Annotated in this window: 12 protein-coding genes and 1 pseudogene; 9 read left to right on the top strand and 4 right to left on the bottom strand. The window is 35.2% G+C overall.

What is annotated here, in order from left to right; all coding sequences use genetic code 11:
• Positions 1-320: 320 nt before the first annotated feature.
• Complete coding sequence (gene trpS, locus AOY20_RS00545) at positions 321-1,334, bottom strand: tryptophan--tRNA ligase (RefSeq protein ID WP_054580065.1); 1,014 nt, start codon at positions 1,332-1,334, stop codon at positions 321-323.
• A 273-nt stretch (positions 1,335-1,607) separates the two neighbouring features.
• Between trpS and AOY20_RS00540 the strand changes: the two genes are divergently transcribed.
• The 8 genes and pseudogenes from AOY20_RS00540 to AOY20_RS00495 all read left to right on the top strand — a co-directional run bounded on the left by AOY20_RS00540 (position 1,608) and on the right by AOY20_RS00495 (position 11,089).
• A complete protein-coding gene (locus tag AOY20_RS00540; RefSeq protein WP_054580064.1) occupies positions 1,608-2,534 on the top strand; it encodes a DUF808 domain-containing protein in 927 nt (308 codons plus the stop codon).
• Positions 2,535-2,644: 110 nt separating this feature from the next.
• Positions 2,645-3,544, top strand: coding sequence for a KPN_02809 family neutral zinc metallopeptidase (gene ypfJ, locus AOY20_RS00535; RefSeq protein WP_054580063.1), 900 nt, complete (start codon positions 2,645-2,647; stop codon positions 3,542-3,544).
• A gap of 159 nt (positions 3,545-3,703) precedes the next feature.
• Positions 3,704-5,202, top strand: a pseudogene (locus AOY20_RS00530) (cation:proton antiporter).
• 235 nt (positions 5,203-5,437) lie between these two features.
• A complete protein-coding gene (sbmA, locus tag AOY20_RS00525) occupies positions 5,438-6,634 on the top strand; it encodes a peptide antibiotic transporter SbmA (RefSeq protein ID WP_054580062.1) in 1,197 nt (398 codons plus the stop codon).
• A 189-nt stretch (positions 6,635-6,823) separates the two neighbouring features.
• The gene (locus tag AOY20_RS00520) at positions 6,824-7,177 is read left to right on the top strand and encodes an SH3 domain-containing protein (RefSeq protein ID WP_054580061.1); all 354 of its coding nucleotides are present in this window, start codon (positions 6,824-6,826) and stop codon (positions 7,175-7,177) included.
• Positions 7,178-7,641: 464 nt separating this feature from the next.
• On the top strand, positions 7,642-8,160 hold the full coding sequence (locus AOY20_RS00510; protein WP_054580059.1) for a hypothetical protein: 519 nt from the start codon (positions 7,642-7,644) through the stop codon (positions 8,158-8,160).
• Positions 8,161-8,789: 629 nt separating this feature from the next.
• A protein-coding gene (locus AOY20_RS00500) for an IS3 family transposase (RefSeq protein WP_144424744.1) occupies positions 8,790-9,955 on the top strand; the annotation gives its coding sequence in 2 pieces (ribosomal slippage) (positions 8,790-9,057 and positions 9,057-9,955; 1,167 coding nt in all).
• Between the two features lie 81 nt (positions 9,956-10,036).
• Entirely contained in the window at positions 10,037-11,089 is a 1,053-nt protein-coding gene (locus AOY20_RS00495; RefSeq protein WP_054580056.1) for a hypothetical protein, read from the top strand.
• Positions 11,090-11,119: 30 nt separating this feature from the next.
• On the opposite strand, the gene gatB is transcribed toward AOY20_RS00495, so the two are convergent.
• The 3 genes from gatB to gatC are packed head-to-tail and all read right to left on the bottom strand — an operon-like array spanning position 11,120 to position 14,440.
• Positions 11,120-12,595, bottom strand: coding sequence for an Asp-tRNA(Asn)/Glu-tRNA(Gln) amidotransferase subunit GatB (gene gatB / locus AOY20_RS00490; RefSeq protein WP_054580055.1), 1,476 nt, complete (start codon positions 12,593-12,595; stop codon positions 11,120-11,122).
• A complete protein-coding gene (gene gatA, locus AOY20_RS00485; RefSeq protein WP_054580054.1) occupies positions 12,595-14,073 on the bottom strand; it encodes an Asp-tRNA(Asn)/Glu-tRNA(Gln) amidotransferase subunit GatA in 1,479 nt (492 codons plus the stop codon). Before gatA ends, gatB begins: the two co-directional genes overlap by 1 nt.
• 52 nt (positions 14,074-14,125) lie before the next feature.
• Positions 14,126-14,440, bottom strand: coding sequence for an Asp-tRNA(Asn)/Glu-tRNA(Gln) amidotransferase subunit GatC (gene gatC / locus AOY20_RS00480; RefSeq protein ID WP_054580053.1), 315 nt, complete (start codon positions 14,438-14,440; stop codon positions 14,126-14,128).
• A 132-nt stretch (positions 14,441-14,572) separates the two neighbouring features.
• Between gatC and AOY20_RS00475 the strand changes: the two genes are divergently transcribed.
• Positions 14,573-15,619, top strand: coding sequence for a rod shape-determining protein (locus AOY20_RS00475; RefSeq protein ID WP_054580052.1), 1,047 nt, complete (start codon positions 14,573-14,575; stop codon positions 15,617-15,619).
• Positions 15,620-15,632: the final 13 nt, after the last annotated feature.

The raw sequence follows: 15,632 nt of genomic DNA, 5'->3' as shown, positions 1-15,632 counted from the left end.
AAATCCCTGCATATTTGCAGGGATTTTTTTATATAAAGTAAAAAAACATAAAAAAAACGCAATGATTGGGGTGATCATTGCGTAGAAAACGAATATAGATTTCGCTATATTCGATAAAAACCGATATGTTATCTTGAAGGGTAAGCAGATAACATATTTAATCATTTTTATGATATGAATCAAATTATATACAATAAAATTGATAAATGGAACAGTTTTGTTTAAAAAAATGCATATTTTATTATTTTTGTTTAAATTAGTGTGACTTATTTGTTTTTTTGTGAAGAACCTGAGATTTTCTCAGGTTCTTTGGTATTTATTTAGAAGTGGAAAACACCAAGGCCTGATTTAACTTCATCAAGCGTTTGTTGAGTAATGTCACGACATTTTTCAGTACCAGTTTTTAAAATATCCATGATGTAATCAGGATCTTTTGCCAACTCAATACGACGTTCACGAATAGGTGTAATTAATTCTTTAAGAACACCTTCAAGACGTTTTTTAACTGCACCATCACCTAAACCACCACGACGATAGTGTTCTTTAAGTTCAGCAACAGCTTCTTTATCTGGATCAAAAGCATCGAGGTAAGTAAATACAACGTTACCTTCAACTTGACCTGGATCTTCAATACGAAGGTGGTTTGGATCTGTATACATCGCGTTTACAGCTTTTTTAATGTCTTTATCTGTTGCATCAAGCACAATGGTATTACCCAAAGATTTAGACATTTTTGCTTTACCATCAAAACCAGGTAAACGACCTACATTTGAAAGTAATGCTTTGCATTCAGGAAGTAAATCATGACCAATTTGACGATTCAAACGACGAACAATTTCATTTGTTTGCTCAATCATTGGAATTTGGTCTTCACCAACAGGTACAATTGAAGCCTTAAATGCAGTAATATCTGCTGCTTGTGCTACTGGGTAGCATAAGAAACCTGCTGGAATATCACGTTCAAAACCACGCATCTGAATTTCAGATTTAATTGTAGGATTTCGTTCTAAACGAGATACTGTGACAAAGTTTAAGTACAACATTGTGAGTTCATTTAATGCAGGTAAGCATGACTGAACACAAATTGTTGTTTTAGTTGGGTCAATGCCAACAGCTAAATAATCTGTAGCAACTTCAATAATATTGCGACGTACTTTTTCGAAGTTATCAGCATTGTCTGTTAATGCTTGAGCATCAGCTAAAAGAAGATGTTGATGATGTGAGTCTTGTAAACCTACACGTGAACGTAAAGAACCTACAAAGTGACCGAGGTGAAGTTGTCCTGTTGGACGGTCGCCAGTTAAAATCACTGGACGGTTGTCTTGATTGCTCATGATCTATTCCAAAACAGTAGTCAATGCTACATGTAGCTTTATACGAAGTAGGTACATTGTACGGCAAAAAATTTTTAATGTCAGAAAGAATGGAGAGCAAAATAATAAAATTAAGTTAGGTTGAAAATGAATTAAAGAAATATAACTGGTTTTAAAATGAACTTTTTATTTATGATTATTTTTATATTTTATGAGTGCTAATAGTGTAGAACTAAAAAAGAATGTTAAAAATTTGCAAATGATAAAATGATTTAAAAATTGAGGACAATAAAAATGGCAAGTAGTTTATTACTATTATTAGATGATATAGCAGCAGTACTTGATGATGTGGCTGTGATGAGTAAAGTTGCTGCAAAAAAAACAGCTGGTGTGCTAGGGGATGATTTAGCTTTGAATGCCCAGCAAGTCACGGGTGTAAGAGCTGAACGTGAAATACCCGTGGTGTGGGGAGTTGCAAAAGGTTCATTTATAAATAAGTTAATACTTGTACCTTTGGCGTTATTAATTAGTGTGATTGCCCCTTGGTTGATCAATCCTCTATTGATGATTGGTGGTCTGTTCTTATGTTATGAAGGAGTTGAAAAAGTTATACATTCCTTAAAAAAGAATAAAATTCATTCTGAAGAAGAACAAACTGAACTAAAGATAGAAACAGTTGAAGACTTAGCTACATTTGAAAAAGAAAAAATAAAAGGTGCAATTCGAACTGATTTTATTTTATCCGCAGAAATTATTGTGATTTCCTTGGGTACAGTTGCAACAGCAACACTTTTAACGAAAATTTCAGTTCTCAGTATTATTGCAATAGCAATGACAATAGGTGTGTATGGTTTGGTTGCAATGATTGTTAAAATTGATGATCTAGGCTTATATTGTGTTCAGAAAAAATCATCTATTCAACAAATCTTAGGGCGAGGTTTATTGGCATTTGCTCCAAAACTAATGAAGACATTATCTGTCGTTGGAACTATTGCAATGTTTCTTGTTGGAGGTGGCATTATTAGTCATGTTTTACCTTTTGTTCATCACTGGAATGAAAATTTACTGAATTTGCTGATCAATACTCCAATGATGGAACAAGTTATGAATATAGTTGCACCAACAATATTTAATCTTATCTTTGGTTTTTTGGCTGGAGTTATTGTTATTCTAGTTGTGAGTAGTTTTCAAAAAATTTGGTATGCCATTAAAACTGTGTAATTATTTTGAATAATTTTTTGATGAATAAGTAGATTGGTATTCCTTGATATAAAAAGTATGAAGCAGGTGTAAACACATCTAAAATAAGTATAAAAATATATGGTGCTAATATGCGTTGGAAAGGTCGCAGAGTCAGTCAAAATGTAGAGGATCGTCGTGGTGGTGCTAAAGTTGGTGGTGTTAGCATTTTAGGTTTAATTGTGGCTTTTATTGCATGGAAATTCTTTGGTACTGATCCACAACAAGCTTATCAAGCAACTAAACACATGACTGCTCAGATACAACCTGCTGAAACTGATGGTTTAGATCAACCTACTCAAGATCAAAAGGAGGCAATGACATTTGTCGGAACGGTATTAGCAGATACGGAAGATACATGGGCTAATATTTTTAAAATACAATTACAAGCGGAATATCGTGCACCTAAATTGGTTTTATTTAATCGAGAGGTTCAGTCTAGTTGTGGTATAGCTCAATCATCTATGGGACCATTTTATTGCCCAGCAGATTATAAGGTATATATTGACACTTCTTTTTTTAAAGACATGAAAATTCAGATGGGAATTTCTGGAGAAAGGAATCAAACCGAGTTATCTCGAAATGATTTAGCAGGTGATTTTGCACAAGCTTATGTGATTGCTCATGAAGTGGGACATCATGTACAAAATCTCTTGGGTATTTCTGATCAAGTTTATAAAATGAGATCTCGTATTTCTCAAACGAAAGCAAATCAGTTATCTGTTAGACAAGAGCTTCAAGCAGATTGTTTTGCTGGTATTTGGGCACATCATAATCAAAAAAGAACTCAGTTTTTAGATAATGGGGATCTAGAAGAAGCGATGGATGCTGCACATAAAATAGGGGATGACTACTTACAGAAACGTGCGATGGGTCAAGTTGTTCCTGATAGTTTTACGCACGGAACAAGTGCACAACGTATGAAGTGGTTTCAAACAGGTTTTCAAACCGGAAAAATTGCAGCTTGTGATACGTTTGCACAAGAAATTTAAATAAAAAGAAATTTTTTCGGCTAGTTTTTGTTTAAAAAAGTTTAATAAAACTTCATATGCCGAAAAAAAAAGATATTATTACGGACTTAGAAAAAAGGCTTTAAAACATAATATAAGTCACATAATTTCTATGTCTTCTATTCTTAAAATGGTAGTGCAATGGGTAGTTATTTATTTTTACAGATTTTTACAGTGATTTTCGCACTTTCAATTGCAACTACAATCTTTAATAAGCGTATTTTAGGTTTTCCGCAAGCGATAGGTGTTCCTATTGTTTCTGCAATTTTTGTATTTTTATTGCAGTGGGGTGCAAGTCTACTTAGTGGAAATCAATTTTTAACGATTAATATTCATAATATTGAAGAAGCTGTAAGGCATATCGATTTTTATAATTTTTTAATTAACGGCGTTATTTGCTTTATTTTAACATCTTCAGCATTGAAGTTTCAGGTTTCGGATTTAACGAATTATTGGAAACCGATTAGTATTTTAGCCAGTATTGCTTTAGTTTTATGTGCTGTATTCTTTGGTTTGGCACTATATGGCTATCAATTTTTAATTGGTGGACATGTTGACTTATTAGTCTTGTTATTGCTTGGTGCTGCACTTGGTGCAACTGACCCAATTGGGATTAAAGGTGTACTTAGTTCAGTAAAAGCACCTCATCATCTTATGGTGAAGTTAGAAGGTGAATCATTATTTAATGATGCAATGTGTATTGCATTGTTTATGACATTATTAAATGTTTTAAAAGGTCAAAACTTCACTGTTCTTGGTGTACTAGAAACACTGCTTTATGAGATTGTTGTTGCAGTTATTATTGGTTGGACTGTTGGTGCAGCAATTTTACGTTTACTTCGTGGTAAACATGAAATGGAATCACTTATTCTTACGACAGCATTGTTGGCGTGTGGTTCGTATTTAATTGCTTTATATGCACATGCTTCTGCACCAATTGCTTGTGTGATTGGTGGTTTAGTTGTTGGTAATAAATGGAATGAAATTTTAGCAGAGCGTGAAGTCCGAGAGGTTAATCACTTTTGGCATACTGTTGAAGGAATTATTAACTCATTCTTATTCACGTTAATTGGTCTAGAATTATTTATTATTGATTTAAGTGTACAACTTGTTCTAGGTGGTATTGTTGCCTTTATTATTCTTCACTTGGCACGATTTGCAGCAAATTATCTGTCATTTTCATTCTTCCCGATGTTTAGAAAAAACAGCTATAACGGTAGTTTAGCTATTTTATCTTGGGGGGAGTACGTGGTGGTATTTCACTTGCTTTGATTCTTGCTGTTGCGAATATTCCAGAACTTCGTGAATACAGTAGTATTCTAATTGGTTATACATTTATTGTCGTATTATTGTCTGGCTTAGTGTGTGGTTTGGGCTTGCCTGCGGTCATGAATGCCTTTTATTACAATCCACACGAAGAAAAAACTGGCTTTAAAGGCTGGTATCAACGTATGTGTAATAAAATGAACCGTCAAGGTTTTAAATACATTGTTGGGGAAGATGCAAATGGTAAGGAGACAATTACTGTTTATGAGCCAGAAAAAATAGTTGATGTGAAAACAGATGATGGAGTTGCGGCAATGCATCATCCTGATAAAGCACAGGAAGTAAAACGTTTAGAAAACCCTAAAAACTTCTAAAACTTTTGTTTTGTTTGTATCAAAAAAGAAGGTGTAATCACCTTCTTTTTTTATTGAAAAATCACTTAGCTAAAAATGATTTTGTGAATTTAGACACATTATGAATTTTGGGTTTAATATTTTTTTTGTTTTATTAAAAAGTGTATAAATGATAAAAAAATAATAATGAAACAATATTTTATAAACTAAATTGGTTTATTATTTCCTATCTTGATAACAATACTGAGAAATAAGAGTGTTTAAGTCGTTTTTTCCAAACCCTAAATGGTTTTTTAGCTCCTTACTACTGTGGTTTATTATTAATATTGCACTGTGGTTTTCAGGTGGAGACTCTTGGGGGCAATATATTGGTTTAACAGCGCTTGCAAATGATCAATTACCAATAGGAATTAGTCGTTTTTGGTCAACCAACTTTTTATGGTTTTATATCTGGTTCTTAGTTTCTACCATCATTTTTGCATTATTTTGGCGTTGGCGTTCAGATAACCCTTGGCAAAAGTGGTCTGTTTGGGGATCTGCATTTATTTTGTTTAACATTTGGTTTAATGTTCAGGTGAATGTGGTTATTAATGCTTGGTATAACCCATTTTATGACTTAATTCAGAAAATGCTGAGTAGTGGTGGGGGCGATGTTAATCTGCTTTATGCTGAAACATTAACGTTCTTGTACATTGCAATGGTTGCTGTAACTTTATCTGTATTTAACTTATTCTTTGTTAGCCATTTTATTTTCCGCTGGCGTACAGCAATGAATAATTACTATACAGAAAATTGGAAAAAATTACGCCATATAGAAGGTGCATCACAGCGTATTCAAGAAGATACAATGAGGTTTGCGAGTACTTTAGAAGGGCTTGGTGTTAACTTTATTAAAGCGATTATGGTTTTAATTGCCTTTTTACCTGTACTTTATCAATTATCTGTTCATGTCAAAAGTTTACCTGTAATTGGTGAAATTTCACATGCACTAATGTGGGCTGCTGTTGTGTGGTCTATTTTAGGAACAGTTATTTTAATGATTGTAGGCTATAAATTACCGGGCTTAGAATTTAATAACCAAAAAGTAGAAGCCGCTTACCGTAAAGAATTGGTTTACGGTGAAGACCATGAAACACGCGCAGAACCTTTAGTTTTAAAAGAATTATTTAGTAAAGTACGACTGAATTATTTCCGCTTATATTTTCACTATACCTATTTTAACGTGGTACGTATTTGGTACATACAACTAGATAATTTATATGGTTTATTCATATTATTTCCGAGTATTGCAGCAGGTGCATTAACTTTAGGTTTAATGATGCAAATTAATAATGTCTTTGGAAAAGTCCGAGAATCTTTCCAATATTTAATTTCATCATGGACAACAATTATTGAATTGTTATCTATTTATAAGCGTTTACGTGCTTTTGAATCTGAACTTGATGAGTCCTAATATTTAATAAAAAAGCCTGCTTTTATGCAGGCTTTTTTATTTATATATTAAAAAATAAATGTGATTTATTTTACTTTTAAAATCATATATTTGATTTTTTTTGCAAAATTTGTTAACTTTTTTTCTATAGTTTTCATCATCATTCAAGATTATGCTCAAATCATATTTAAATATTTTATGGGATATATATTGAAATTTATTGCGATTCGACAACATCGAAGTGAATGTCCAAATCCAATTTCATTTACTCAAGGCGCAACCTTAAAACTGGGTGAGTATTATTGTGATGATGAAATGGAATATTGGTACTTTTGTACTTTAGATGGCGATAAAGGTGGTTGGGTGCCCGAACAACTCATTGAACGTATAGATGAGAACTACGGACGCGCTTTAGAAGACTACACAGCCAAAGAACTAGAAGTAAATTCTGGTGATAAATTAAAAATGACCAAAATTATGAATGGTCGTGCTTGGTGTGTACGCAAAAGTGATGGTGATGAAGGTTGGGTACCTGAACAATTTTTAATGCTTGCGCAAAGTTAAGCGTAAGCATCATTTTAGGGTTAATCAAAAATTCTACCAATGAAATGAAAAATCAACTTAATACCAGCCCATATTATTCTTACGATAATATAGAAAAGTGATTCAACAATTACTTCTAAAATAAATTTGAAGATGCCTTTTATGGTACGAAGACATAACTGTAAAAAATTAAAAAAAGCATGTATTAAACTTCTTATTTTTTGAAAAAATGATTTCTGCCGATACTCATGCCACCATAAGTACAATTTACTTAAATTGGGGCGAGGCATATTTTCAGATAATACAAGTGCATATAGCCAAATTACAAAAAGAATGCCAATAATTGAAAGAATGATGTGTAGTGCTGTCATTTTTTAATTCTTTTTTAGAGATGTATTATAAATAAGGAAATGCATATAAAAATTCATGATGCATCCTATAATACAAGATATGATAACCGAAAATGACCAATTGGATTGATAACAATGTTAAATCTCTCTTTTTCTCAACAACGTAAAACAATAATGCAAATGGGAAAAACATTTTTAATGGCTGCTGCTGTTACTGGTTTTACTCAAATGACAATGGCAGGGCAAACGGTAGATCAGTTAAGTGATTGTTTAATGAAATCGACCACTGAAGCAGATAAAACTACTGTGTTGCAATGGACATTTGTGGCGTTATCTTCACATCCAGATTTGCAAGCCTTTAGTCAGGTGAGTACAGATCAAAAACAACAATTAGATAAAAATCTAGCTCAAGTGTTACAGCGTATTATGATTGAGCAATGTGCTGCTGAAACTAAAGCTGTTATTCAAACTGAAGGTATTGAAGCGGTTGGAAATAGTTTTCAAGAACTTGGACGTACAACAGGCGATGCTATTTTAAAGAATCCTGAAGTAAAACAGCAGTTAAAAGGTGTGATTCGTTATATAGATGTGGGCAAGGTTGCGACTACATTTTTATCGCCAAGTCTATTAAGTAATTTGGGGGTTTTTAAGTAGTTTGAAAACTTCTTCGTTGCGAGTGCTATGAAAAATAGCTGATCGTAATTTTTAAGATTTCTTCTCATCCATACTTGCACTTTGTTTTAAAGTAGTTCTTTAAAACCTGCTCGTGAAATTAATAAAAACCTCTCCCTTGCGAAGCAGTGCTTCTCATCTCCTAAAAGGAGAGGGAATATTTATTACAAAATTTATGAAGATATTTAATTAGCAATGAAAGCTCCTTCTCCTTTTGGGAGAAGGCGGGGGATGAGGGCTTCAGAAGTCACGCATAAAGAAAGACTTTGAAAATTGGATACGGCCTAAGTCTTCAAGTTTGGCGATGGATGATACTTTTTTGATGGTCATGTTGTAATTGAATGAAAGATATTATAGGTATGAAATATAATTCTATTTGTTTGATTTTTTTTTAAATTTTTTTTGATAACAAGGGTTCTATGATTTCTAGAATATATTTTAAATGTTTAACATGTAATGAATTTATTATTACAAGAACTCAAATTTCGCATGGATTGAGACAAGAAGTAAATTTTGCATGCCCACATTGTGAAACTGATTCAAGATGATGTGTGCTGAAAAAAACGGAGACTTTAACTTGGTAAACTACACATACTCATCAGGAGTTTACCATGAGCAAAAAACAAAAGATTTATACAGCAGAATTCAAAGCTGAAGCAATCAAAGCTATTGATTCAAACAATGGCAATGTTTCAGAAACAGCACGACTGCTTGGCATTTCAATGCAAACCCTTTCAAATTGGTACAATAAAGCAAAAGCTGGAAAATTAGTAGGCACACAACAATATTCACCTGATCTCGTTGCTCTTCTCGAGGAAAATAAAAAACTGAAGCAGCAACTTAAAACCGCTGAAATGGAAAGAGAATTTCTAAAAAAAGCAGCAGCGTACTTTGCCAAAGAAAGTCAGTAAAGTACGTACATATGAAACAGCAAAAACATGCATACTCAGTCACTATGATGGCTCGGTTACTCCACGTTTCAGTTTCTGGATTTTATGAATGGTTAAAATATGGCTTAAGTAAGCGGGTTATTCAGAGAAATCATCAAACAATATTGGTTAAAATTGCTCACCAAGAAACCAATGAAAGCTATGGTTATATTCGTTTAACCAAGTACTTACAGGCACAAGGAATAGAAATTAGCGAGTATGCAGTTCGTTGTATTAAAAAACTTAATCAGCTGTATTGTAAGCGGCATAGGCGTTTCAAAAAAACAACTCATAGCGACCATCAACGTACGGTTTACAATAATTTGTTAGAGCAAAATTTTACAGTGACTGCTCCAAACATTGCATGGGTAAGTGACATTACATACGTGTGGACAGCTGAAGGATGGCTGTATTTAGCGGCTTTAAAAGATCTTTGCAGCAAACAAGTAGTTGGGTATAGCTTGAGTGAACGGATGACGTCACAGCTCGTTTGCAATGCACTGAGCATGGCGATTCGAAATCATAAACCCTCTCAAGACTTGATTATTCACTCTGACAGGGGCAGCCAATACTGTAGTCATGAATATCGAAAGATACTTGAAAAATATGGATTTCAGGGATCAATGAGTAAACGCGGTGATTGCTTCGATAATGCTCCTATTGAGAGCTTCTGGGGAATATTAAAAAATGAATTGGTTCATCATCGCAATTATAAAACAAGGGAAGAAGCTAAAGCAGATATTACAAAATACATAGAGCTATTTTATAATCAGCAGAGAATTCAGAAAGGATTGGACTTTAAGACACCAAATCAAATGGCAGAAGACTTTTACAGGATGGCTGCCTAGAATTTCCCAAGTAGAAGTGTCCTGTTATTTCAGCACACATCAAGATTAGTTCTATTATTAGATGAACCACCTATTGTAAAAGTGTCATTTAATGAGTTAGAGAATCTAGAATATGTTGAAAGAAGCTTAGTAGATGAGGTTCAGGCAAAAGTAATTAATCTAAGTATAGATTTTACGATACCTGATGAACAAAGTAATAAGGAATTATATTCTCCATTTTTATATCAAATGAATGAAATTATTAAAGATGCTTTTGGGGAAAATTATAATCCTGAAAAAATAGAGGGGGTAATGGGAGTTTCAAACATTGAAGAACTTTGGAAAGATTTATATAAGGCATACAAATTTAATATTAAAGGAAATTTACTTCAGAGAGATAAAATCATTCAAGGACAAGAGTTAACTGAGTTAATGTTTAGTTTTATTGGGATGTTTGTGGGTGGTGATCGGTTAACTAGGGATATGGATATACTCGGAGATTTTTCTAGAAAGATTTTTTTTAAAAATAAGTCAGAATTTCATAGGTTTGCCAAAAATGATTTACTTCCTAAACTAGAAGAAAAAATTAATGACTATATGGAAATTTTTGATACTTTCTTTTCAAATTATCAAGAATTTAAACAAATGAATTTGCAAGCGCGTTTAGAGGTTGAAACGTTTAAGAATTCGAAGGTTTCTTCAACTAATTTTAAACGCACAAAAATGATATATGGTGAAGTGTTTGAGATTCTAGGTTCCAATATAAACACGATAGCTTTTTTAAATAATATTGAAAACCAAAGAAAATATGATGAATTCCAAAGTGAAAAATTAACATATCAAAAATACTTAACTGCTGATAAGGCAGCAAAGATGAAATGTTTTGAGGGAAATACAACTATCTTTAACATTTTTGGTCGTGAATACGATAGTAAATTAAGAAATGCATCTCATCATAAATGGTTGAAATATGATGAATCTACACAAATTATAACCTACCCGATATCTGGTTCTAGCTCTGAAAAAATTACAATTTCCTATACAGAATACTTATTGAAGACAAATAATATAGTTATGGCACTCATGATGTTGCTTTCATTTGAATTGCTAATAACTTTTAACCTAGGATTTCGGTTAAACAAAAACCCGCTCTAAAGCGGGTTTTCTTTTAAAGAAAAAATCAGATTAACCAATCAAGTTCTTCATCAATTCATTTACTTGTGCAGGGTTAGCTTTACCTTTCGCTGCTTTCATGACTTGACCAACAAGACCGTTAAAGGCTTTCTCTTTACCAGATTTATACTCTTCAACCATCTTCTCGTTTGCTGCAAGTACGTCCTTAATAATCGCTTCAATTGCGCCTGTATCAGTTTCCTGTTTCAAGCCTTTTTCAGCAATGATCTCGTCCGCAGTTTTACCTTCTTCCCACATAAAGCCAAACACTTGTTTCGCAATCTTACCGTTAATTGTATTGTCTACAATACGTGCAATCATGCCACCAAGTTTTTCTGCTGTTACAGGAGAATCAGACAATTCTAAACCTGCTTTGTTTAAAGCACCTGAGAATTCACCCATCACCCAGTTTGCTGCAATTTTACCTTGTGCAGCGCCACCAGCAGCTTTAACCACGTCTTCATAAAATTCTGACATTTCACGAGTCAGCGTTAAAACGTGAGCATCGTACTCAGTTACGCCAAAGTCAGCCACAAAGCGTGCACGACGTGCAGCAGGAAGCTCAGGAAGGGCAGCACGTGCCGCTTCAATTTGTGCGTCTGCAATGATTACAGGCAACAAGTCAGGGTCTGGGAAGTAGCGGTAATCGTTCGCTTCCTCTTTGGAACGCATTGAACGAGTTTCCATTTTCACAGGGTCGAACAAACGAGTTTCTTGGTCAATTGTGCCATCCCAATCCAAGATTTCCATTTGACGTTCAATTTCAACATTGATCGCTTGTTCAATGAAACGGAATGAGTTGAGGTTTTTCAATTCACAACGTGTACCAAACGGTTGACCTGGACGACGCAGTGACACGTTACAGTCAGCACGGAATGAACCTTCCGCCATGTTACCGTCAGAAATACCTAACCAACGCACAAGTGTGTGAATTGCTTTAATGTAGGCAACAGCTTCTTCTACAGAACGCATATCTGGTTCAGATACGATTTCAAGAAGTGGAGTACCTGCACGGTTTAAGTCAATACCTGATTGACCTTCAAATTGGTCATGGATTGATTTACCTGCATCTTCTTCTAAATGTGCACGTGTTACGCCAATGCGTTTTACAGTGCCATCTTCAAGTTGAATGTCGATATGACCCAAGCCTACAATCGGGTTGTCCATTTGGCTAATTTGGTAGCCTTTTGGAGAGTCAGGGTAAAAATAGTTTTTACGTGCAAATACAGAAGCTTGGTCGATATACGCATCGATACCCAAACCAAAACGAATTGCAAGATCAACCACTTCTTTGTTCAACACAGGAAGTACGCCCGGCATTGCTAAATCGACAAGGCTTGCTTGCGTGTTTGGATCATTACCAAAAATAGTTGATGAACCTGAGAAAATTTTAGTATTGGTTGCAAGCTGAGTATGAATCTCGATACCAATAACAACTTCCCAACCATCAATCAGGTTAGATTTTGGTTTAGCAGCGTTCTTCGCCATTATGCGTTCTCCTCAGCAATTGCAGCGCGTTTTGTATGCCAGTCTGTTGCTTGCTGATACTGATGTACCACAGACAATAACTGAGATTCTGACCAGTAATTACCAATCAACTGTAAGCCAACAGGTAAGTTGTTTTTGTCAAAACCAACAGGCGCGTTAATTGCAGGAAGACCTGCTAAGTTCACTGCGATGGTATAAATATCACCTAAGTACATTTCAACAGGTGACAAGTTTGCACCAATTTTATAAGCCGTAGTTGGTGCAGCAGGAGCAGCAATCACATCTACAGATTCAAATGCTTTTAAGAAATCTTGCTGAATTAAACGACGTACTTTTTGTGCTTTTACGTAGTAAGCATCGTAGTAACCCGCAGAAAGTGCGTATGTACCAATTAAAATACGTTGCTGAACTTCTTTACCAAAACCTTCTGAACGTGAACGCTTGTATAAATCCATTAAATCAACAGGATTTTCACAACGGTAGCCGTAACGTACGCCATCAAAACGTTGTAAGTTAGAAGATGCTTCAGCAGGAGCGATTAAGTAATAAGTTGGAACGTATGAATCTGTCATGTTGAGATCAATCTCAACAAGAATTGCGCCCATTTCTTCTAACTTTTTAAGTGATTCTTCAACACGTGCTTTAACGTCTGCATCTAAACCTGCAACATTAAAGTATTGTTTAGGAATACCAATGCGTAAACCTTTAACAGATGTACCATTTAAGTTTGCAACATAATCATCAACTTCTTTTTCTACAGAAGTCGAGTCTTTTGCATCATGACCTGCCATAACGTTCATCAGGTATGCACAGTCTTCAGCAGAGCGAGCCATTGGACCACCTTGGTCCATAGACGATGCATAAGCGATCATACCAAAACGAGAAACACGACCATATGTTGGTTTTAAGCCTGTAAGACCACAGAATGATGCAGGTTGGCGAATTGAACCACCTGTATCTGTACCTGTAGCAAACGGAGCTAAATCGGCAGCAACAACGGCAGCAGAACCACCTGAAGAACCGCCAGGAACGTGTTCTAAGTTCCAAGGGTTTTTAGTTGAACCAAAATATGGGTTTTCTGAGGTAGAGCCCATGGCAAATTCGTCCATGTTCACTTTACCTAAAGTCACTAAACCTGCTGCTTTACCTTTAGCAACCACAGTTGCATCGTAAGGAGAGATAAAGTTGTCGAGCATTTTAGAGCCCGCAGTCGTTTTAATGCCTTGCGTACAGAAAATATCTTTATGTGCAATTGGCAGACCAGTAAGCACAGTTGCTTGACCAGCTTTAATTGCAGCATCAGCAGCATCAGCTTGAGCTAATGCTTGCTCGGCAGTAACAGTAATATATGACTGAACTTTAGCATCGATTTTTTCGATACGTTTCAAGTAATGTTCAGTAAGTTCTCGTGATGAGAATTTAGCCCCAGCTAAACCCTCTGAAAGTTCACGAATCGATAAGCGATGTAAATCTGACATATGAAGTATTCTTTACGTTTTATATGAAGAAAATAGTTTAAATGAACAAAAATTATTCAATTACGCGAGGTACGAGGTACAAACCGTCTTGTACAGCTGGTGCAACAGCTTGATATTCTTCACGATGATTTTGTTCACTCACGACATCTTCACGTAATGGTTGAGGATGATCAAATGGGCTTTTAAGTGGCTCAACACCTTCAGTGTCAATCCCTTTCAAGGTTTCCATCATGCCTAAAATTTTATTTAAACTTTGAGCATATTCAGTAGATTGCGTATCATCTAAAGACAAACGAGCCAGATGTGCGATCTGTGATACGGTTTGTGCATTTAAATCTTCAGAATGCTGTGCATCTGATGTAGACATAACATCACCTAAATTTAGTGTAAAAAAATTAAAATATCGTGCGTTATAATAAGCGATTGACTTGTTCAAATCATCACATTTGGTTAAAGTTACCGTTTGCGTCTTACATAAAGATTAATAGAGAACGACTCCGTGATTCTAAAACGACTAATTGGCTTGTTTTCACCAGATTTAGCCATTGACTTAGGTACAGCAAATACACTTATTTATGCGCCAGGCAGAGGTATTATATTAAATGAACCAACTGTTGTGGCAATTCGCCACAGTGGTTCACAAAAAATCGTCGCTGCTGTTGGTCTTGATGCAAAACAAATGCTTGGTCGTACGCCAGCAAATATTTCTGCAATTCGCCCAATGAAAGATGGTGTCATCGCAGATTTTGAAGTAACCGAGACCATGTTGAACCAATTTATTGGGAAAGTACATGAAAAACGTTTATTTCCACCTGCACCTCGTGTTGTAGTGTGTGTGCCATGTAAATCTACACTTGTAGAACGTCGTGCAATTCGTGAGGCTGTATATAATGCAGGTGCACGAGATGTACGTTTGATTGAAGAGCCTATGGCGGCAGCAATTGGTGCGGGTATGCCAGTTGAACAAGCATGTGGTTCTATGGTTGTTGATGTTGGTGGTGGTACCACTGAAATTGCAATTATTTCATTACAAGGCTGTGTGTATGCAGATTCACTTCGCATAGGTGGTGATGTGTTTGATGAACAAATCATTAACTATGTACGTAAAGCACATGGTTGTGTGATTGGTGAAACAACTGCAGAAAACATTAAAAAAGAAGTAGGTATGGCATTGCCAGATCCAGACTCAGAAACACTTGAAATTGAAGTTCGTGGACGTAATTTAGCAGAAGGTGTACCTCGTGCGATTACTGTAACTTCAGACGAAATTGCTCAAGCGATTTCTGATCCATTACAAAGTATTGTTCAAGCGGTTAAATCTGCACTTGAGCAAACTCCACCAGAATTATCTTCTGATATCGCAGAGCGCGGTATTGTCTTGACAGGCGGTGGGGCTTTATTACGTAATTTAGATAAATTATTGGCGCAAGAAACTGGCTTACCTGTAGTTGTCGCTGATGATCCATTAACTTGCGTAACACGTGGTGGTGGTAAAGTTCTTGAGTTTTTCGACAACCCAAATCATGACATGCTATTTGTTGGATAACTAAAGGACAAGG

The sequence above is a fragment of the Acinetobacter equi genome (assembly GCF_001307195.1).
In the GTDB taxonomy this organism is placed as follows: Bacteria; Pseudomonadota; Gammaproteobacteria; order Pseudomonadales; family Moraxellaceae; genus Acinetobacter; species Acinetobacter equi.
The sequence above is the reverse complement of the archived record's forward strand: the minus strand, read 5'-3'. Positions and strand labels throughout refer to the sequence as shown.

Bases quoted from the DNA above. Each gene is read 5' to 3' on its own strand.
- trpS (WP_054580065.1), bottom strand. From the start codon at position 1,334: ATGAGCAATCAAGACAACCGTCCAGTGATTTTAACTGGCGACCGTCCA.
- AOY20_RS00540 (WP_054580064.1), top strand. From the start codon at position 1,608: ATGGCAAGTAGTTTATTACTATTATTAGATGATATAGCAGCAGTACTT.
- ypfJ (WP_054580063.1), top strand. From the start codon at position 2,645: ATGCGTTGGAAAGGTCGCAGAGTCAGTCAAAATGTAGAGGATCGTCGT.
- AOY20_RS00510 (WP_054580059.1), top strand. From the start codon at position 7,642: ATGTTAAATCTCTCTTTTTCTCAACAACGTAAAACAATAATGCAAATG.
- gatB (WP_054580055.1), bottom strand. From the start codon at position 12,595: ATGGCGAAGAACGCTGCTAAACCAAAATCTAACCTGATTGATGGTTGG.
- gatA (WP_054580054.1), bottom strand. From the start codon at position 14,073: ATGTCAGATTTACATCGCTTATCGATTCGTGAACTTTCAGAGGGTTTA.
- gatC (WP_054580053.1), bottom strand. From the start codon at position 14,440: ATGTCTACATCAGATGCACAGCATTCTGAAGATTTAAATGCACAAACC.